This is a genomic window from Stenotrophomonas sp. BR163 (assembly GCF_047520985.2).
GTDB classification, from domain to species: Bacteria; Pseudomonadota; Gammaproteobacteria; order Xanthomonadales; family Xanthomonadaceae; genus Stenotrophomonas; species Stenotrophomonas sepilia.
In genome coordinates this window covers 1-18,740 of the sequence record NZ_JAXBRE020000001.1, presented here as the reverse complement: position 1 = coordinate 18,740, position 18,740 = coordinate 1, and the positions used below count along the sequence as shown (strand labels likewise).

General features: G+C 66.5%; 19 protein-coding genes. 13 read left to right on the top strand and 6 right to left on the bottom strand.

Going from position 1 to position 18,740, the window contains the following annotated elements:
- Positions 1-152: 152 nt before the first annotated feature.
- The 3 genes from ACM0PY_RS00095 (at position 153) to ACM0PY_RS00085 (ending at position 3,120) form a co-directional block, all read left to right on the top strand.
- The gene (locus ACM0PY_RS00095; protein ID WP_180883961.1) at positions 153-689 is read left to right on the top strand and encodes a hypothetical protein; all 537 of its coding nucleotides are present in this window, start codon (positions 153-155) and stop codon (positions 687-689) included.
- A 57-nt stretch (positions 690-746) separates the two neighbouring features.
- Positions 747-1,754 carry an XVIPCD domain-containing protein gene (locus ACM0PY_RS00090; RefSeq protein ID WP_180883963.1) on the top strand — a complete coding sequence of 336 codons (1,008 nt, stop codon included), beginning with the start codon at positions 747-749 and terminating at the stop codon, positions 1,752-1,754.
- A 97-nt stretch (positions 1,755-1,851) separates the two neighbouring features.
- Positions 1,852-3,120 (top strand): hypothetical protein, encoded by a 1,269-nt coding sequence (locus ACM0PY_RS00085; RefSeq protein WP_235646692.1) that lies wholly within the window; start codon positions 1,852-1,854, stop codon positions 3,118-3,120.
- 52 nt (positions 3,121-3,172) lie between these two features.
- Here ACM0PY_RS00085 and ACM0PY_RS00080 read toward each other — a convergent pair whose 3' ends face one another.
- From ACM0PY_RS00080 to ACM0PY_RS00070, 3 genes are read right to left on the bottom strand one after another with little or no spacing between them, the layout of a single operon-like run.
- Positions 3,173-4,501, bottom strand: a complete 1,329-nt coding sequence (locus ACM0PY_RS00080) for an XVIPCD domain-containing protein (protein ID WP_180883967.1) — start codon at positions 4,499-4,501, stop codon at positions 3,173-3,175.
- Positions 4,498-5,151, bottom strand: coding sequence for a hypothetical protein (locus tag ACM0PY_RS00075; RefSeq protein WP_065196095.1), 654 nt, complete (start codon positions 5,149-5,151; stop codon positions 4,498-4,500). Before ACM0PY_RS00075 ends, ACM0PY_RS00080 begins: the two co-directional genes overlap by 4 nt.
- Positions 5,152-5,194: 43 nt before the next feature.
- Entirely contained in the window at positions 5,195-5,851 is a 657-nt protein-coding gene (locus ACM0PY_RS00070) for a hypothetical protein (RefSeq protein ID WP_065196162.1), read from the bottom strand.
- 259 nt (positions 5,852-6,110) lie between these two features.
- On the opposite strand from ACM0PY_RS00070, the gene ACM0PY_RS00065 reads away from it, so the two are divergent.
- Positions 6,111-6,617 carry a GNAT family N-acetyltransferase gene (locus ACM0PY_RS00065; protein WP_180883969.1) on the top strand — a complete coding sequence of 169 codons (507 nt, stop codon included), beginning with the start codon at positions 6,111-6,113 and terminating at the stop codon, positions 6,615-6,617.
- Positions 6,618-6,651: 34 nt separating this feature from the next.
- Here the strand turns inward: ACM0PY_RS00065 and ACM0PY_RS00060 are convergent, their stop codons facing one another.
- Positions 6,652-7,089, bottom strand: coding sequence for an acetyltransferase (locus ACM0PY_RS00060; protein WP_180883971.1), 438 nt, complete (start codon positions 7,087-7,089; stop codon positions 6,652-6,654).
- Between the two features lie 184 nt (positions 7,090-7,273).
- Here ACM0PY_RS00060 and tadA point away from each other — a divergent pair, with 184 nt between their 5' ends.
- The 4 genes from tadA to ACM0PY_RS00040 all read left to right on the top strand — a co-directional run bounded on the left by tadA (position 7,274) and on the right by ACM0PY_RS00040 (position 10,720).
- Complete coding sequence (gene tadA / locus ACM0PY_RS00055; protein WP_180883973.1) at positions 7,274-7,798, top strand: tRNA adenosine(34) deaminase TadA; 525 nt, start codon at positions 7,274-7,276, stop codon at positions 7,796-7,798.
- 75 nt (positions 7,799-7,873) lie between these two features.
- Entirely contained in the window at positions 7,874-8,446 is a 573-nt protein-coding gene (orn, locus tag ACM0PY_RS00050) for an oligoribonuclease (RefSeq protein WP_053499815.1), read from the top strand.
- A 143-nt stretch (positions 8,447-8,589) separates the two neighbouring features.
- Complete coding sequence (locus ACM0PY_RS00045) at positions 8,590-9,465, top strand: EcsC family protein (protein WP_180883975.1); 876 nt, start codon at positions 8,590-8,592, stop codon at positions 9,463-9,465.
- Positions 9,466-9,604: 139 nt separating this feature from the next.
- Positions 9,605-10,720, top strand: coding sequence for an alkene reductase (locus ACM0PY_RS00040; RefSeq protein WP_180883977.1), 1,116 nt, complete (start codon positions 9,605-9,607; stop codon positions 10,718-10,720).
- Positions 10,721-10,850: 130 nt separating this feature from the next.
- Here the strand turns inward: ACM0PY_RS00040 and ACM0PY_RS00035 are convergent, their stop codons facing one another.
- Positions 10,851-11,750: a mechanosensitive ion channel family protein gene (locus ACM0PY_RS00035; RefSeq protein WP_180883979.1), complete on the bottom strand. Its 900-nt coding sequence runs from the start codon at positions 11,748-11,750 to the stop codon at positions 10,851-10,853.
- Between the two features lie 142 nt (positions 11,751-11,892).
- Positions 11,893-14,271 carry a phosphoenolpyruvate synthase gene (gene ppsA / locus ACM0PY_RS00030; protein WP_134972106.1) on the bottom strand — a complete coding sequence of 793 codons (2,379 nt, stop codon included), beginning with the start codon at positions 14,269-14,271 and terminating at the stop codon, positions 11,893-11,895.
- A 144-nt stretch (positions 14,272-14,415) separates the two neighbouring features.
- Here ppsA and ppsR point away from each other — a divergent pair, with 144 nt between their 5' ends.
- The 5 genes from ppsR (at position 14,416) to ACM0PY_RS00005 (ending at position 18,692) form a co-directional block, all read left to right on the top strand.
- Positions 14,416-15,237: a posphoenolpyruvate synthetase regulatory kinase/phosphorylase PpsR gene (gene ppsR / locus ACM0PY_RS00025; RefSeq protein WP_005417170.1), complete on the top strand. Its 822-nt coding sequence runs from the start codon at positions 14,416-14,418 to the stop codon at positions 15,235-15,237.
- Positions 15,238-15,414: 177 nt separating this feature from the next.
- Entirely contained in the window at positions 15,415-15,924 is a 510-nt protein-coding gene (locus ACM0PY_RS00020; RefSeq protein ID WP_180883981.1) for a DUF1249 domain-containing protein, read from the top strand.
- Positions 15,925-15,966: 42 nt separating this feature from the next.
- A complete protein-coding gene (locus tag ACM0PY_RS00015) occupies positions 15,967-16,455 on the top strand; it encodes an NUDIX hydrolase (RefSeq protein WP_088496173.1) in 489 nt (162 codons plus the stop codon).
- A 143-nt stretch (positions 16,456-16,598) separates the two neighbouring features.
- A complete protein-coding gene (locus tag ACM0PY_RS00010; protein ID WP_134972108.1) occupies positions 16,599-17,213 on the top strand; it encodes a DUF2239 family protein in 615 nt (204 codons plus the stop codon).
- Positions 17,214-17,330: 117 nt separating this feature from the next.
- Positions 17,331-18,692, top strand: a complete 1,362-nt coding sequence (locus ACM0PY_RS00005; RefSeq protein ID WP_088496175.1) for an MATE family efflux transporter — start codon at positions 17,331-17,333, stop codon at positions 18,690-18,692.
- The last annotated feature ends 48 nt before the right edge of the window (positions 18,693-18,740 follow it).

Genomic DNA, 18,740 nt, shown 5'->3' with positions numbered 1-18,740 from the left:
CCCGCGGTGCGGGTGACGCTTGCCACCATCGCGGTTGCCGTGGGCTCGGGGCTATCATCCGCCATGGCGGCCGCAGGGCACGTGCGAGGCATCGCCCCGTTTCCGGCCTCCGCTCGGGAACTGGCAAGACGGGATTGAAGGAGTTGCAGGGGATGGAGAAGGGGAGTGGCGTACACATGGACAATGCCTTGGCGTTCGTTCCGTCCGGCGCGAACCTGCTGGAAGCCGTGCGCGGTGATCTGACGGGCAATGGTTTCCAGGACCAGCTGCTGGTGATCGACCAACCTCCTCCGGAGGGCTTGCTGCCTGGCGAGCACGGTCCCAACCGGGTGCTGTTGCTGCTGCTGGGCGACGCCACGGGCCGATGGCAGTTGGCGGCGCGCAACGACAAGCTGGTGCCGTGTTCCACCCGGGGAGGCATTGCCGGCGATCCCTTCGCGTACGTGACCATCGAGGATGGTGCGTTCAGTGTGATCACCAACGGCGGCAGTCGCGAACGCTGGAGCAGCGTCTACACGTTCCGGTATGCACCTGCCGAGCAGGCGTGCTGGGTGCATGGCGTGCAGCGCAGGGTGGTCGACAGCGAGACCGAAGCCACCCATACGCGTGACTTCTCGGCCGCCGAACTTGGCCGGGTGCGGTTCGAGGATTTCGATCCGTCCGTCGTCGCCGACGTCAGCTTGCCCTGAGTGCCATGCCGGTGAGGAGGCGGGAGTACCCAACGATGATCGAGCAGGAGTTTCACAGTGTCGCAGGATAGAGAGTCGCAGCTGTTGCGGCAGGCCACGGAGGCCGGCATGACCTCGTCCCGGGAACTGGCCAACTTCATGGCGCAGGCCGGGCACGAGTCCCGTGGCCTGAGCCGGCTCAATGAAAGTTTCAACTTCACCCGGGGTATCTCGCAGATCCCGGTGGAAGCAGCGTGGCGCAATGGCAATGGTGCGCTTGAGAGCGCGCGCCAGGAGGCGCTGCGTGGGCGGCCGGAGAACCTGGCCGAACTGATGTATGGCGGGCGTATGGGCAATGACGCGCCTGGCGATGCGCTGAAGTATCACGGCCGTGGCTATCTGCCTCTGGTCGGCAAGGAGAATTACGAGCGTGCCGGCAAGGCGCTGGATCTGGACCTGGTGAATCACCCGGAACTGGCCGCGCAGCCCGAGCACGCAGGCCGCATTGCCGTGTGGCAGTGGCAGACGCGGGTGCCGGAAGCGGCGCGCGAGGACGTGCGCGAAGCGACGCGCGCGATCAATGGTGGCCTGAACGGCATCGAGGCCCGCCAGCAGCGATTCGAGGTGTGGCAGCAGAAGCTGACGCCTGATGTGATGGCACGGCTGGAGCGGGGCGAAGTCGGGGCGCCGGCCCAGCAGGCCACCGTGCGCGACATGTCGCAGCCTGGCGCGCCGGGGCATGCCCTGTTCCAGGGCGCCCGCCACCATCTGCAGCAGATGGGACCGCAAAGCGGTCTGCGCAGCGTGCAGGAACTGGACAATGCTGCCGGCGCACTGGCACTGAGCGCGCAGAAGGCGGGGATGTCGCGCATCGATCATCTCCTGGCTGGCAACGACGGCCGCACGTTGTTTGCCGTGCAGGGCGCGCTGGGTGACCCGGCCATGCTGCGCGCTTCGGTCGAGCGCGAACAGGCGGCGCAGCAGCCGCTGGCGCAGAGCAGCCAGCAGTTGGCCGCCAGTGTCGCCCAGCAGGACCCCGCGGCCGCGATCGCCCGCGAGCAGGAGCAGCGCTCTCGATCCCTGTAGCACCTGATGCCGGCGGGCAGAGTGCCCGCAGGCGCTTTACGTACGACGCGTGGCGCCCTGTGGCGCCGACATGGAAACCCACTCGTAAGGAAACAACATGCGAATCGTTCCCCCGAATGCCCGGCACGCCGCTGCCCGCTGCAATGCATCCGTGCGCGGCCTGCCGCCGGTCTGGCTGTTGTCACTTGGACTTGTCGCGGGGGCAGCACAGGCTCAGGAGGCAGCGGGACCTGTGGTGGAGACGGCCCCCGCTGCCCAGGCTACCGTTGAGGCGCCTGCGGAGGCGGCGCCCGTTGCAGCGCCCGTGGCGGCCGACGCCGTTGTCGCGGCGCCGACGCCCGAGGTGTCGGCTGCCGTGATACCCCCTGCGGCACCCGTGGTGGACGCGCAGCCGGTGCTGACTGCGGATCCGGCGCCGGCGCCCGTTGCGCCCGCAGCGGCGGCCCCTGTGGCTGCACCGCCCGCCTCCGTCGAGCCAACCGTTCCCGCGGTAGCCCCCGCTCCGCCCGCATTGGCGATCGTGCCGTTGCCGCCCGAGCAGGCGACCGAGCGGGCGCTCGGTGCCCGCTGCCCGGTGGATCTGGCCGGGCGGCTGGCGACCCAGGGCGACATGCTGATTGGCGCCTGCCAGGGCACCATGCCGGCGCATCTGGCCGCGTTGCTGGTCGCGCTGCCCGCGCAGGACATCCACCTGCCGCGCAGCTGGCGCGAGCGTGAGGTGCGGCAGAAGGCCTGGTTCAAGGCTGTGCCGGGCTATGGCCAGCGCCCGGACTTCATCGTGCGGATGGGCGACATCTGGGTGCGTTCGCTGGAAGGGCGCGACGCCGACAGCACGTTCTATCTGGTGTCGGCGCCGTTCACCTGCAGCGACCAGGTCGCCAACCGTGATGAGTACGGCGCGGAGCCGGTCCGCGTGCCCGCAGGTGATTGCCGCGAGGCTTATGTGGCCCAGCGTGTGTACCAGGTCCGCGGGGATGCGGCGCCGCGGGATGTGACCGCTGATGCCATGCCGATCATGCCGCAGCAGACGGAAGCGGATCGTGCGCGGCAGCTGTCGCGTGAGGGACGGATCAGCCTGGACCACAGCAAACTGCAGTATGGCCCGGCGATGCGCTGGTTCGTGCAATACCCGGAGTCGGCGCAGAAGGGTGGTCCGCGCGCCTACAGCGACTGGAACCGTGAGCACATCGCGTTCGTGGTCTGGACCGGTGATCGCTTCGAGCTGCGCGAGAAGGTCGCGCGCGCGCAGTGGCCCTGTGACCCGGTGGCACCCGGCGATCGCGCCTGTGGCGGATTCCCGGATTCCGGGCCCGATCTGTTCGTGACGGCCGCAGCATCCGTGCCAATGACAGCGTCCAGCCCCTGAGCCGGAGTCTCGAAGTGATGCGGGAGCCGGGCTGACCGGCTCCCGCGCTGCATCAGGCCTGCAGGCTGCGGGTCTGGTTCCGCTGCTGTTCCAGCTGCTGGTCGCCCTCCAGCGCAACGCGCTGGTCGGCGGCCTGCTGGTCGATGCGCTGGCTGCTCTGTTCCAGCGGGGTGTTCATCGCCACTGCCGTATCCACCGACACACGAAGGTGGGCGGGGTCACCGCCCTGGCCCTGCACGGCGAAGCTGCGCGAGGCATCGGCATTCATGACCACTTCGTCGATGCGCTTGCCGCCTGCTGCGTGCATTTCGGCGGCCAGGCTGCCTGCCAGTTGCGTGCTCATCACGTCTGGTACCCGGCCGACGCGGACATCCTGCGCGTGCACGCCACGGATCGCGTCGTTGAACAGTGGGTTGCCCACATGGTTGGCATCGTCCATTCGCAGCATGCTGGTGTGATGGCCGTTCTTCTCCGCTTCGCGGCGTGCCGGCTCACCGGGCTGCAGCGGGCCGCGGATGTGGTCGTACAGGTCGACGGCGCCGCCCGGGATGCCGCGTGCCGCGCGGGTGACACCACGGCGCAGTGATTCAACGTCGTCGCGGTACTCCTCGATCATCCTGGCGTTGTCTTTTGCCAGCTTCTGCGTTTCCGGGTGCTGCAGCACCGAGCCGTCACCGAGGAAGTTGCCCAGCTTGTGCGCGCCGAACGAGCTGCCTGCGGCGATGATCGGCCGGTCGGGGATAAGGGCGCGCAACGAGTGATTGCTGAAACCGTTCGCGGCGAGCGTGCTGATTTCATTCGGCCTGGCGTAGATGCGCACCTGGCCGAAGTGCGGCGACGCTGCGCTGACCGGATCGGAGGCCATGACATGGTTGATCATGGTGTTGCCGCCTTCCGGGATGCGGTAGCTGAGGCTGACCGCGCCATAGGCGTTGAAGGTTTCGCCCTTGACGTTGAAATGGTGCGAGGTGATCTGCGCCAGCGCGCCGCCGAGGGAGTGACCGGTGACGGTGACCTCCGGCGGACGTTGGCCGAGATCCTGCCCCTCCTTCTTGGCGTAAGCGAGGGCGCGTTGGGTCAGCGCGATTGCGTCTGGCGCCTGCACATTGGTACGGGCGACGACCATGCCACCATCGGTCAGAATCGCATCGCGTGCGATTTGTTCGGTTCCGCGATGTGCGACGACAATTTCATTGGTGTCGACTCGCTGGTAGATCGTTCCCTGATAACCGTTCAGCCGATTATCAACGTGCTCTAGGATCTTGTACTTGTGCCCGTTGATTGGAACGATTTCTTCTTGGCCCGGTGCTCGACGACCGACCGCGTAATCCTTGTATGCATCTTCGGATAGCGCAGCGTAGTCTTGGCTGTTGAGGCTCATTGGCGGACCTCGCTGGCTTCAAGCGAAGCGGAGAACAGCGCATTCCGCAGTTCAGGGCGAAACTTTGTCGGATCCTTTTGGCCACTTGCACCGTAGTCCGGAATCTCGCTGACTCGGGGATAGTCGGCACGCGGATAGTGGCGGGTCTCGACGTGGCCTTCGATAAGGGCCGAGGCTTCAATAAATGACAGGAAGCGCGTCTCGCCTTCAGCGCCCGTCGCCTTCAACATCGCCCCAGCGCCAGTGAACTCCCAATGGCACACGCCGCGGCCGTAGTAGTCCTCGTCCAGCATGCGGTCCACATACAGCGTGCCGCGGTACTCGCCATCAGCGACCTTGCGCAGTTCCACCGGCTCCTGGCTGGTGATGCGCGCGGCCGTGCCGGTGGCCGGCTCGATGTGGCCGCACTGGTCTTCGTTGGTGACGTCGTACTGGGCCACGCCTTCAACCACAGCGAAATCACCCGGGGCGTCCTTCAGGCGCAGCACCAGTTCATAGGCCTTGCGCGGGCTGGGGTTGAGCTTTGCGAGCCCGCGCCCACCCTGGGCGACATCGGCTTCAGCAGCGGCACGTTCCTGGTTCATGGCGGTCTCCGGATGGCAGGCGGTCAACAGAAGCAGAGCAAGGCACGGAATCATCTTGTGGCGCAATGTCGGCCTCCTTGGGGATACGGGTGAATGAGGCACTGGCAGCTCATGGCGTGAGCTTCTGCACAGTAGTGGTGGTTGAGAACAGCGCGTCGCGCAGATCTTCGCTGTACCCCGACGGAGCTTCCTCGCCACTGGCACCAAAATTGGCGACAGTGTCGGCGCGCGGATAGACAAGGTTCGGGTAATAAAGCGTCAGAGGCGAGTCGTTCTCCATGCGCTTCTTGTCGACGAACGTCAGGAATCGCGTATCCGCCTTGCTGGTCGTGGCGCGCAACATCGCACCGACGCCCGTCAGCGTCCAAACGCAGGCGCCGCGCCCGTAGTAGTCCTCATCCAGCATGCGGTCCAGGTAGAACGTACCGCGGTACTCGTTCTCGCTGACCTTGTGCAGGGTGACGGGCTCTTGGCTGGTGATGCGGCCCGCAGTGCCTGTTGCAGGCAGTATCCGCCCGCAGTCTTCGTAGTTGCTGACGTCGTACTGGGCCACGCCCTCCACGATCGCGAACGGGCCCGGCGCGTCCTTCAGTGTCAGCACCAGTTCGTAGGCCTGCTTCGGCGCCGGGTTGAGTTTGGCCAGGCCGCGTCCACCCGCGGCGACGTCGCGCTCGGCATCGGCGTAGGGCGAACATGCCGCCAGCGGGACGAGGGCGAGCAATGCCAGGAGCGGCCGCCCCCTGGGTTCGGGGCGAGCTACACCCATGGCGCGAGCCTGCATCGTGCGTCCATGTCCATCTATCCTTCCTGGGTGGCAGGTATCTCGATTATGGAACGTGCCGGGAGCGCTGTGCCACCCTTGGAGACGGATTTTTGACGCCCCGGGGAAGCATTGCCCGGGCGGATCGCTTGCCGCAAAAGGCTCGCGATCGTCACGTTGGCATTGCTGCCGGAGACATGTCTGCGGCTGAATCCGTGACCGAAATCAATCATTCACATGTCCATCACTTTATAGAAGGCTTTCCTTGAACTGCATGATCCGCCCTGAAAACCGCGAAGACCGTGCTGTCATCCACGCACTCACCGAGGCAGCCTTCCGCGAAGCCCCGCACAGCAGCCATACCGAGCAGTTCATTGTGGATGCACTGCGTTCGCGTGGAGAGCTGAGTCTCTCGCTGGTCGCCGAGAGGGACGGGCAGGTCGTCGGGCATGTTGCCTTGTCGCCGGTGACGATCAGCGATGGCAGTACGGGCTGGTTTGGCCTGGGACCAATCTCGGTGCTGCCCGGATGGCAGGGGCAGGGTGTCGGCGCGGCGCTGATGCATGCGGCGCTTGATGCACTGCGTGAGCAGGGGGCGCAGGGCTGCGTATTGCTGGGAGAACCCGCGTATTACGGTCGATTCGGATTCTGCGCCGAGCCCGGCCTGGTGCTGCCGGGTGTGCCGCCAGAGTACTTCCAGGCGCTGCACCTGAGGCCGTCGATGGCGCAGGGAGAGGTGCAGTACTCACCGGCATTCGAAACCACGGCCTGATGATCGGGGGCGGGCCTCGAACATCCGTCGAATGTCAGCCGTTGTGCCGGAGATGGATCAGCGGATACGGGCGGCCCTGCGAATCCAGCGGTGAACGTCCGGTTTCAACGAAGCCCATGCGCAGGTAGAAGCCAACGGCCTGTGCGTTCTGCTCATTGACGTCGGTACTCAGCTGCGGATGCTGGGCCAGCGCGTGCTGCAGCAGTTGCCGGCCGATACCAGTGCCGCGCACGTCCGGATCGATGAACAGCGCTTCCATGTGCGTGCCGTCGATCAGCATGAAGCCCAGTGGCCGATCCTGTGCATCGACCGCAACGGTCATCGGTGCCTGCGGCAGGAAGCTGGCGACTTCGGCATCGATGGCCTGGCGGTCTTCGGCGCTGAGAAAGTCATGGGTGGCATCGACGGCGCGGCGCCAGACATCGATGAGGGCGGCGCCGTCGTCGGCACGCGAGGGGCGAAGGGTGGTCATGGGTTCACCAAGGTGCTTGCGGAAAGGCGCAGTATGAGGCCTGCAGACTGGCTTCAGCGCACTCGCTGCTTGAACCGCCGGTCGCGCGCAATGGCACCGCCGATACCCGCGCCGCCTGTACGGCTGCAGGCGTACAATGCGGCCCCGGCGGCCATCCTGGCCCTGCAGACACGCGAGAACCGCCATGACCGATGCCCTGGGTGTACCGGTGCACGACGCCGATGAACACTGGATGCGCCATGCGCTGGCGTTGGCCGAGCGTGCGCAGCGCGAGTTCAACGAGATTCCGGTCGGTGCGGTACTGGTGGGCGCCGATGGCCAGCTGCTGGGTGAGGGCTGGAACCTCAACATCGCCTCGCACGATCCCAGTGCGCATGCCGAGATCGTGGCCATGCGCGCCGGCGGCACGCGGCTGGCCAATCATCGGCTGCTCGGCAGCACCCTGTACGTGACCCTCGAACCCTGCGCGATGTGCGCGATGGCGATCGTGCATGCACGCGTTGCCCGCCTGGTCTACGGCGCCAGCGACCCCAAGACCGGCGCCTGCGGCAGCGTGTTCGACCTGCTGGGTGATGCCCGGCACAATCACCGGGTGGAGATCCACGGTGGGGTGCTGGCCAAGGAGGCCAGCATGCGCCTGACCAATTATTTCCGCGCCAAGCGCGGCAAGCCGCCGTTGCTGCTGGAAGACCATGCGGGCGAGGGCTGAGGGGCGAACGGGTATGATGGGCGCCTCTTTCCTTTACCGGTAGGCCGCGCGCCTGCCCAGCAACGAGGCGACACAATGGCGGACACCGGCGCGGCCAACGAGCGACTGATCTGGATCGACCTGGAGATGACCGGGTTGGATACCGACAACGATTCGATCATCGAGATCGCTACGGTGGTCACCGATGCCCAGCTCAATGTGCTGGCTGAAGGCCCCGAGTTTGCCATCCACCATCCGCTGGAAACGCTGGAGGCGATGGATGAGTGGAACCGCAACCAGCACCGTCGTTCGGGCCTGTGGCAGCGTGTGGTGGACAGCACCACCACCTTGGGCCAGGCCGAAGCGCAGACGGTGAACTTCCTGGCGCAGTGGATTCCGGCCGGCCTTTCGCCGATGTGCGGCAACTCGATCTGCCAGGATCGCCGCTTCCTGCACCGCCAGATGCCGAGGCTGGAGAAGTACTTCCACTACCGCAACCTGGACGTGTCCACGGTGAAGGAACTGGCCAAGCGCTGGGCGCCGAGCGTGGCCGCCGGCGTCGGCAAGAACAGCAACCATACCGCGCTGAGCGATGTACACGATTCAATCGCCGAGCTGCGTCACTACCGCCAGTTCATGGGTGCGCTGTCGGGCCTGCCGGCTGCCTGAACGACGCCGTCGGGCATGGCCCGGCGCTACCGGGTGACACACCAACGGGTAGTGCCGGCCGCTGGCCGGCAAGGCGCCGGATCCGCGCCTTCTGTCGTGACCCACGACGAACCGTTCAACTTCCGGGCGCTAACATCGGCGCCATGAACGAGCCCATCCTGCTTCCCCGCGACATCGCCCATGACGCCCGCGACTGGTCCGACCTGCAGCGCGCGGTGGCGCTGCTGGAAGCGCCGACCCTGACCGCGCGCATGGCGAACCTGGTCGGTACGCCGCTGGAGTTCGCGGTGAAGGCGCTGCCCAGTTCGGTCTCCAACCGCATCCACGGTGCGGTGCAGGCGGCACTGTCCAAGTCGGCGCAGGCAGCCCTGTGGAGCATGGACAACTCGCCCGGCAAGGGAGCGTCGACCCGCTGGCACAAATTGGCGGCAGCCACCTCCGGTGCGGTCGGCGGCGCCTTCGGCTTTGCCGCCTTGCTCATCGAGTTGCCGGTGTCGACCACGATCATGATGCGTGCGGTGGCCGACGTCGCCCGCAGCGAGGGGTTTGACCTGTCCGAGTTCAGCACCCGCCAGGCGTGCCTGGAGGTGTTCGCGCTGGGCGGCAACTCGCCGCGTGATGACGCCAGCGAGACAGGCTATTACCTGGCCCGCGGCTTCACCACCGATGTGATGCGCCACCTGTCGGCCGAGCTGGCCGGGCGGGTGGTGACCGGCCGCGACCTGACCCTGGGCGTGGCGCCGAAGGAAGCCGGCAAGCTGCTGGCGAAGATGGTGGAGAAGGTGGCGGCGCGCTTTGGCGTGGTCGTTACCGAGAAGTTCGCCGCGCAGGCGGTGCCGATCGTTGGTGCCGCCGCGGGTGCAACGCTGAACACCATGTTCACCGACTACTACCAGGACATGGCGCGTGGTCACTTCATCGTGCGCCGGCTGGAGTTGAAGTACGGGGAAGATGTGGTGCGCACCTGCTATGACTGCGTGGCACACGGTGCGGTAAAGATCGAGCCAAGGGTGGAGTAGATCCACGCCATGCGTGGATGAGCCCTCGTACGGGGTGATCCTTGCCTTCGGGGAACAATTGTTTTGCCAGTGCATGCCTGTTGCCTTGCAGCTGGCATCCCCATCCTTTGCGGCAGTCCCCCCGCAAGAGATCGCCGCCATGTTGTTCACTCCCCACCGCTTGGGCGCCTTGACCCTGCCCAACCGCATCGTGATGCCGCCGATGACCCGCTCGCGTGCCGCCGACGGCAACGTCGCCACCGCGGACATGGCCGCCTACTACGCCCAACGCGCCAGTGCCGGCCTGATCGTCAGCGAGGGCACCCAGATCAGCCCGCAGGGCCAGGGCTATGCCTGGACCCCGGGCATCCACAGCGCCGAGCAGGTGCAGGGCTGGCGGCAGGTGACCGATGCCGTGCACGCTGCCGGTGGTCGCATCTACGCCCAGCTGTGGCATGTCGGCCGGGTCTCGCACGTGGCGCTGCAGCCGGGTGGCGCCGCGCCGGTGTCGTCGTCGGCGTTGTTGGCGGAAGGCGTGAAGGTGTTCGTCGACCCGACCGGGGCAGGTCCCGAAGCCGGGGTGGGCGAAATGATCCAGCATTCGATGCCGCGCGCGCTGCGCGAAGACGAGATTCCGGGCATCGTCGCCGACTACGCCCAGGCGGCACGCAACGCGCTGGACGCAGGCTTCGACGGCGTCGAACTGCACGGGGCCAATGGCTACCTGATCAACCAGTTTATCGACTCGCAGGCCAACCAGCGCACCGACGGCTATGGCGGCGCGTTGCAGAACCGGCTGCGTTTCCTGCGCGAGGTCGTGCAGGCGGTGACGGCCGTAGCCGGTGGTGACCGCGTCGGTGTCCGTCTGGCGCCGCTGACGACGTTGCAGGGCGCGGTGGACGATACGCCACAGGCGACCTATCTGGCCGCGGCGCACCTGCTGGGTGAGCTGGGCGTGGGCTACCTGCACATCGCCGAAGCCGACTGGGACGATGCACCGCTGATGCCGGTGGCGTTCAAGCAGGCGCTGCGCATGGTCTACCCGGGTACGCTGATCTATGCCGGCAAGTACACCGCCGAGCGTGCCGAGCAGGCACTGGCCGAAGGCTGGGCTGACCTGATTGGCTTCGGCCGGCCGTTCATCGCCAACCCGGATCTGCCTGAGCGCCTGCGACTGGGGGCGGAATTGAACCCGCCGGATCGGGCGACGTTCTTTGGCGGTGGTGCAGAGGGTTTCACTGATTACCCGGCGCTGGAAGAGGTTGCCGAGGCCTGAATGCGCCAGTGCCGACCAACGGTCGGCACCTACCCAGCGGGCGAGGGGTAGTGCCGGCCGCTGGCCGGCATTTCAATGTCGTATCGCCGATGGATGGGGGCCGACCGTTGGTCGGCACTACCGGCATGGATCAAGGCTTGTCGCGCACCAGCGCGTCCGCCTCGACCACACCGCCATCCTTCCCATGCAGGTACAGGTGCATGTCCTGCTGCGGATACGGGATGTTGATGCCGGCCCTGTCAAAGCCCAGCTTCAGCTGCTCCAGCAGCGTGACCTTGGTGCCGAACCAGTCGGCCGACTTCACGTAGCAGCGGATGCCGAGGTTGATCGCGTGCGCCCCCAACTCGTACACCACCACGTCCGGTGCCGGCGTCTGCAGCACGCGCGGGTCCGCCTTCATCAGCGCCAGCGCGGTGTCGCGTGCCAGCTGGATGTTGTCCTCGTAGCCGATGCCGATCACCAGTTCGACGCGGCGGGTCGGCTCGGCCGTCAGGTTGATGATCGGTGCGGCGGTGATCAGCGTGTTCGGAATGGTGGTGTGCTGGTTGTCGGCACCGGTGATGACGGTCTGGAAGATGCGCACTTCGCGCACCGTGCCGGTCTGCCCGGCCACGGTCACCACATCGCCGACGCGGAACGGCCGCAGTGTCACCAGCATCACGCCCGAGGCGATGTTGGACAGCGAATCCTTCAGGGCAAGGCCAACGGCCAGGCCGGCGGTGCCGAGCACGGCCAGCAGCGGCGTGATCTGCACGCCCAGCGTGCCGATGGACAGCACCACCACGATCACCAGCGATGCGGCGTACACCACGTTGCGCAGGAAGCTGCCCAGCATCGGGTCCACGCCCATGCGCGCTGTGGCGCGCGGCATCGCGTTGGACAGGCGACGCGCCACCCACAGGCCCACCAGCAGCACCACGATGGCGGCCAGTAACGGCACACCATAGGTTTCCAGCAGGCGCTCCCAGTTGAGCGAGTGGAACCAGGGCGTTGCGGCGGGGGCGGGGGTGGGAGGTGCGGCGGCGATCATGCGGAAGTCCTTTGCTGCGTAGCGATGTCTGCGTGGGGCCGGGCGTGCGTGGACGCCAGAAACAGCAAGCCCCGCAGAGGCGGGGCTTGCGTGCAGCAGTATGGGCGGACGTCGATGAAAGCGACGTCAGCCCATCACGGCATCAGCCGTTGGCTTTCAGCTTGGCCAGGCGCAACCAGGTATCGACCACGGTGTCCGGGTTCAGCGACACCGACTCGATGCCTTCCTGCATCAGCCATTCGGCCAGATCCGGGTGATCGGACGGGCCCTGGCCGCAGATGCCAACGTACTTGCCCTTGGCACGTGCTGCCTTGATCGCCATCGACAGCAGCTTCTTCACTGCCGGGTTCCGTTCGTCGAACAGGTGCGCGACGATCGACGAGTCGCGGTCCAGGCCCAGGCTCAGCTGGGTCAGGTCGTTGGAGCCGATCGAGAAGCCGTCGAAGATCTCCAGGAACTCATCGGCGAGCAGTGCGTTGGACGGCACTTCGCACATCATGATGATCTTCAGGCCGTTCTCGCCCTGCTTCAGGCCGTTCTGTTCCAGCACCTCGATGACCTTGCGGCCTTCTTCCAGGGTGCGTACGAACGGAATCATGACCCACAGGTTGTCCAGGCCCATTTGGTTGCGCACGCGCAGCACGGCCTTGCACTCCAGCGCGAAGGCGGCCGAGAAGCTCGGGTCGACGTAACGGCTGGCGCCGCGGAAGCCGATCATCGGATTCTCTTCGTGCGGCTCGTAGTTGCTGCCGCCGATCAGGTTGGCGTACTCGTTGGACTTGAAGTCCGACAGGCGCACGATCACCGGGTTCGGTGCAACCGAGGCGGTGAGGGTGGCGATGCCTTCGGCCAGGCGGTCGACGTAGAAGCTGACCGGATCACCGTAGCCGGCGATCTTCTCGTCGATCTTCTTCTTCGTTGCCGCGTCCTGGCGGTCGTATTCCAGCAGCGCGTTCGGATGGATGCCGATGTGGCTGGCGATGATCATTTCCAGGCGGGCCAGGCCGATGCCGGCGTTCGGCAGCTGGCCGAAGTCGAAGGCACGTTCCGGGTTGGCCACGTTCATCATGATCTTCAGCGGGGCCGGCGGCATGTTGCCCAGATCGGTCGTGGTGCGTTCGAAGCCGAGCTTGCCTTCGTAGATGAAGCCGGTATCGCCTTCAGCGCAGCTGACGGTGACCAGCTGGCCATCCTCGATGACCTGGGTGGCGTTGCCCGAACCGACCACGGCTGGCACGCCCAGCTCGCGCGCGATGATCGCGGCGTGGCAGGTGCGGCCACCGCGGTTGGTGACGATGGCCGAGGCGCGCTTCATCACCGGTTCCCAATCGGGATCGGTCATGTCGGCGATCAGCACGTCGCCCGGCTGCACGCGGTTCATGTCGTCCAGCGTCTTCACCACGCGGGCCACGCCCGAACCGATCTTGGCGCCGACGGCACGGCCCTCGGCCAGCACCTTGCCGCCCTTCTCCGTCAGCGCGAAGCGCTCGATCTGGGTGGCGTGGCTGCGCGACTTCACCGTTTCCGGGCGCGCCTGCACGATGAACAGCTTGCCGCTGACACCGTCCTTGGCCCACTCGATGTCCATCGGGCGGCCGTAGTGCTTTTCGATGACCAGCGCCTGCTTGGCCAGTTCCTGCACGTCCTCGTCGCTGATCGAGAAGGTGGTGCGCAGTTCGGCCGGAGTGTCTTCAATACGGACGCGCTCACCGGGGACATCCGAATACACCATGCGGATCGCCTTGCTGCCGAGCGAGCGGCGCAGGATCGCCGGCTTGCCGGCCTGCAGGGTGGGCTTGTAGACGTAGTATTCGTCCGGATTGACCGCGCCCTGCACGACCATCTCGCCCAGGCCGAACGAGGAGGTGACGAACACCACGTCGCGGAAGCCGGACTCGGTGTCCAGGGTGAACAGCACGCCGGAGGAGCCGACGCCCGAACGCACCATCAGCTGCACGCCGGCGGACAGGAACACGTCCTCATGCTTGAAACCGTGGTGCACGCGGTAGGCGATGGCGCGGTCGTTGTACAGCGAGGCGAACACTTCCTTGACCTTGTGCACGACGTCGTCGGCACCGGTCACGTTGAGGAAGGTTTCCTGCTGGCCGGCGAAGGACGCATCCGGCAGATCCTCGGCGGTGGCAGACGAACGCACGGCCACGGCAACGTCGCCGCCGCCATTCTCGGCGCTCAGCTTGGCGTAGGCGGTGCGGATGTCCTGGTCCAACTGCGGCTGCAGCGGGGCGTCGATTACCCAGCCGCGGATTTCCTTGCCGGCGGCGGTCAGCGCATTGACGTCCTCGACGTCCAGCGTGGCCAGCCTGTCGAAGATGCGCTTGGACAGGTCGTTGTGCGCGATGAAGTCCTTGAAGGCTTCAGCGGTGGTGGCATAACCGCCCGGCACCGAAACGCCCAGACCGGCCAGGTTGCCGATCATCTCGCCCAGGGACGAATTCTTGCCGCCTACGCGGGCCAGATCGGCCAGACGCAGTTCGTGCAACCACAGGATGTTCTCGTTCAAGCGCGATGCTCCGTTTGGCCATCGCCCGAGGCGGGCTGAGTGGCCGCGTCCGTAGGAAGAAGCCGATATGATGCCGGGCAGAGCACCGTCGGCACAAGCTTGTGCTGGCGGCCTTTTTAAGCTTCGTAGGGGGTAAAAGCGCGCATGTCGACCATCCGTCCGGTGTTCTACGTTTCCGATGGAACCGGTATCACCGCTGAAACCATTGGGCATAGCCTGCTGACCCAGTTCTCCGGGTTCAGCTTCATTACCGATCGGATGTCGTTTGTCGACGACCCTGAAAAAGCGCGTGAAGCCTGCGCCCGGATCCAGGCGGCGGGGGAGCGGTACCAGGTCCGGCCGATCGTGGTGAACTCCTGCGTGGACCAGAGCCTGAGCCTGATTCTGGCCGACAGCGGTGCCCTGATGTTGGATGTGTTCGCGCCGTTCATCGAGCCGCTGGAGCGCGAACTGGCCAGCCCGCGCCTGGCCCGGGTCGGACAGGCCCACGGCATGGTCGATTTCGACACGTACCACCGCCGCATCAACGCGATGAACTTCGCCCTGACCCATGACGACGGCATCGCGGTGAACTATGACGATGCCGACGTGATCCTGGTGGCGGTGTCGCGCGCCGGCAAGACGCCCACCTGCATCTACCTGGCTCTGCATTACGGGGTGCGCGCGGCCAACTACCCGTTGACCGACGAAGACCTGGAAAGCGACCGCCTGCCGCCGCGCCTGCGCAACTACCGGCGCAAGCTGTTCGGGTTGACCATCGATCCGGACCGCCTGCAGCAGATCCGCCAGGAGCGCCGTCCGAACTCGCGCTACGCGAACCTGGACACCTGCAAGCGCGAGGTGGCCGCGGCCGAGACCATGTTCCGCATGGAGCGGATCCCGACCCTGAGCACCACCCACACCTCGATCGAGGAGATTTCCAGCAAGGTGCTGGCCACATTGGGGCTGCAGCGCGAGCTGTATTGATCCTTTCCGGCGCGCCTGGCTGCGCCCGTAGAGCCGAGCCCACGCTCGGCTGGGCCACCGGGTTCTGGCCGAAGCGCAGCCGAGCGTGGTCTCGGCCCTGCAGGGGGATCGTCGTCGTCGGGTTGGCTGTGGCTTGAGGCGCCCCCACGTTGAAGCACCAACGTGTAGGATCGACCCATGGCCCGAGCCTTGCCCCGTACCGAACGCATTCCCCGCCTGAGCCGGCTGAGCTGGCTGATGGGCCTGTACGCGGAGAACTACCGCCATCTGGTGCGCCTGTTCGAACCGGCGGGACTGGCGGCGGGCAGCTACATTTCCTCGATCGGCGACGGCCTGGATATCCGCCTGGACGTGATCGAGTGCCACCGCTACACGGTGGAACTGCGGCTGACCTACGACCTGGCCGACCCGGTCACCGGCGAGCCGGATCCTTCGGCCTATGTTCGCCTGTACCGTGACGCGCGCCAGGCCGAGACCACCCATTGCTACGTCGGCCGCCGCTGGCAGGACACCATGGGCCTGTACCCGCCACCGGCGGAATTGATCAGCCATCGCATGCGGATGAACACCTTCCTCGGCAAGTGGCTGGAATACCTGGCCGAGCGCGGCCACGGCGTCGCAACGCTGCGCCGTGACCCCGATGGCGCCGGTGCACCTGCCGAGCGCCGCCTGTCGCTGGTGCGCTGATCGGCCATAATCCAGGGCTGACCTGCCGCTGGATACCGCCCCATGCCGTACACCCCGATCGTCGCCACGCTGGGCTATGTACTGTCGCCCGATCGTCGCCAGGTGCTGATGATCCATCGCAATACGCGCCCCGGTGACCATCACCTCGGCAAGTACAATGGCCTGGGTGGCAAGATCGAAGCGGACGAGGACGTGGCGGCCAGCATGCGCCGCGAGATTGCCGAGGAAGCCGGCATCGACTGCACCGGCATGCGCCTGCGCGGCACTCTCAGCTGGCCCGGTTTCGGCAGGCACGGCGAAGACTGGCTGGGCTTCGTGTTCGTCATCGACAGCTTCGAAGGTACCCCGCACGGCGGCAACCACGAAGGTACGCTGGAGTGGGTAGATCTGGACAAGCTGGACACGCTGCCGATGTGGGAAGGCGACCGCAACTTCCTGCCGCTGGTGTTCGACGCCGACCCGCGCCCGTTCCACGGCGTGATGCCGTACAAGGACGGGCGCATGGTCAGTTGGTCCTACAGCCGGCTGTGACCCGGCGAATCGGGGAGGTGCCAACCATTCCGGTGGGTGCCAACCCGGGTTGGCAGGCTCTTTCGGTCAATTAATACCCGGGCGATATTGACGACCATAAATTACCCGGGCAATATTTGCGCATCACCTCTGATGCCATTGCCATGCCTGCGTCCCGACTCCCTCCCTTCAGTTGTTTCGACGGCCATCGCCTCGTTGCCTGCGGCAGCCCGGAAGTGGCGGCACTGGCGCTCAAGCGGCTGCGCGCCGACAACGCTGCCGGCCCATTGCTGGTGTTCGACAACGCCACCGGTCGCACCCGCGATTTCGATACGCGCGGCAGTGACGAGGAACTGCTGGCGCGGGTAACCGAAGCGTTTTCCCCCTCTGGCGAGGCGGATGCCGAAATCACTGCCGAAGACGCTGCGACCCCGCGTGGCCGTGGCCGCCCCAAGCTGGGCGTGGTCGCCCGTGAAGTGACCTTGCTGCCGCGCCATTGGGCCTGGCTGGCCGAGCAGCCGGGCGGCGCCTCGGTGGCATTGCGAAAACTGGTGGAGGCGGCCAGCCGCGCCGGTGCGGACAAGGACCGCCGGCGTCGCGATGCCGAGCGCGCCTATCTCTTCCTGCAGACCATCGCCGGTGACCTGCCGGGCTTCGAGGAGGCCATCCGCGTGCTGTTCGCGCACGACCGTACGGGCCTTGAAGCGGTGCTGCATTCCTGGCCCAGGGATGTGCGCGACCACGCCCTGCGTCTGGCGTTCGACAGCGCTGACGGCTGAACCATCGCGCCGTCGTTGAGCGGCGGCGCCACCTGATCGCGGGCTGCGGCCCGGTCCCCTGTGCTTGCTTTGCTGGTGGAAACGCCGGGCAGGGCAGCGCCTTGCCCAGAGAACCCCATGAACTCCCCTGTACATCCCACGCCCCTGGTCGCGCCGCCTCTGTGGCGCACCTACCTGGCCCTGCTGCTGCCGATGCTGCTGACCAATGCGCTGCAGCTGGCCGCAGGCACGCTGGACAACATCTACCTCGGCCATCTGCTCGGTACCCAGGCGGTGGCCGTGGCCGCTGCGTTCTTCCCGGTCTTCTTCCTGCTGCTGGCCCTGGTGATGGGCCTGGCGACCGGCGCGATGGTGCTGATCGGGCACGCCTGGGGCGCGGGTCGGCCGCAGCAGGTGCGCGCGGTGGCTGGCAGTGCGGTGGCGCTGATCCTTGTGCTGTCGGTGCTGGTGATGGCTCTGGGGAGCGGTTTCGCACCACAGCTTCTGATGTCACTGGGTACACCGGCACCGATCCTCGGTGAGTCCATCGTCTACGCGCGCGTGCTGCTGCTGGCGGCGCCGGCGTTCTTCCTGCTGTGGCTGGCCACTGCCGTGAGCCGCGCAGTAGGCGATGCGAAGACGCCGCTGCATGCGCTGCTGCTGGCCACGGCGGTGGGCCTGCTGTGCACGCCGCTGCTGATTCTGGGCTGGGCCGGCCTGCCGCGGCTGGGATCGGCCAGTGCGGCGGTGTCGGCGGCGTTTGCCTCGCTGTTGGCCCTGGGCTGGCTGTTGTTGCGTTGGCATCGGGCAGGACATCCCTTGGCACCGGGCCCTGAGTTGTTGCATGCCATTCGTTTCGATGGCGCGATCATCCGATCGATGCTCCGCATCGGCATACCCTCCTCGCTGCAGATGCTCAGCCTGGCCGTCGCCGAAATCGTGTTGCTGGGCTGGATCAACCGTTACGGCTACACCGCTACGGCCGCCTACGGTGCGGTCAACCAGCTGATGAACTGGGTGCAGTTGCCGGCAATGTCGTTGGGGATCACCGCCACCATCCTCGCGGCGCATGCGATGGGCGCCGGGCGTACAGCACGGCTGCCGGCCATCGCCCGGACGGGTGTGCTGGTGGCGCTGGCGACGCTGAGCGTGGTGGTGGTGCTGGTTGTGGCGCTGGCGCGCGGGCTGACCGGGCTGATCCTGGCGGCAGCCGACGTGCGCGAGCTGGCTGCGTTGCAGCTGCGCACTGTGGTGTGGGGCGTGCTGGCGATGGGAATCAGCGCGGTGCTTGTCGGGGTGATGCGCGGCAGCGGCACGGTATGGTTGCCAGCGTTGCTGGGTATGGCAGCGGTGCTGCTGGTGGAACTGCCGCTGGCGATATGGATGCAGGCGCAGCACGGGCTGGCCGGCGTGTGGTGGGCGTGGCCGCTGGGGTTGCTGGCCATGCTGGTGATGCAGGTGTTGTGCTTCGCGCGTTGGCGGCGGGTGCAGGCTGGGTAGTGCCGGCCGCTGGCCGGCTGCCCCTGCCATTCCGGAGTGCCGGCCAGC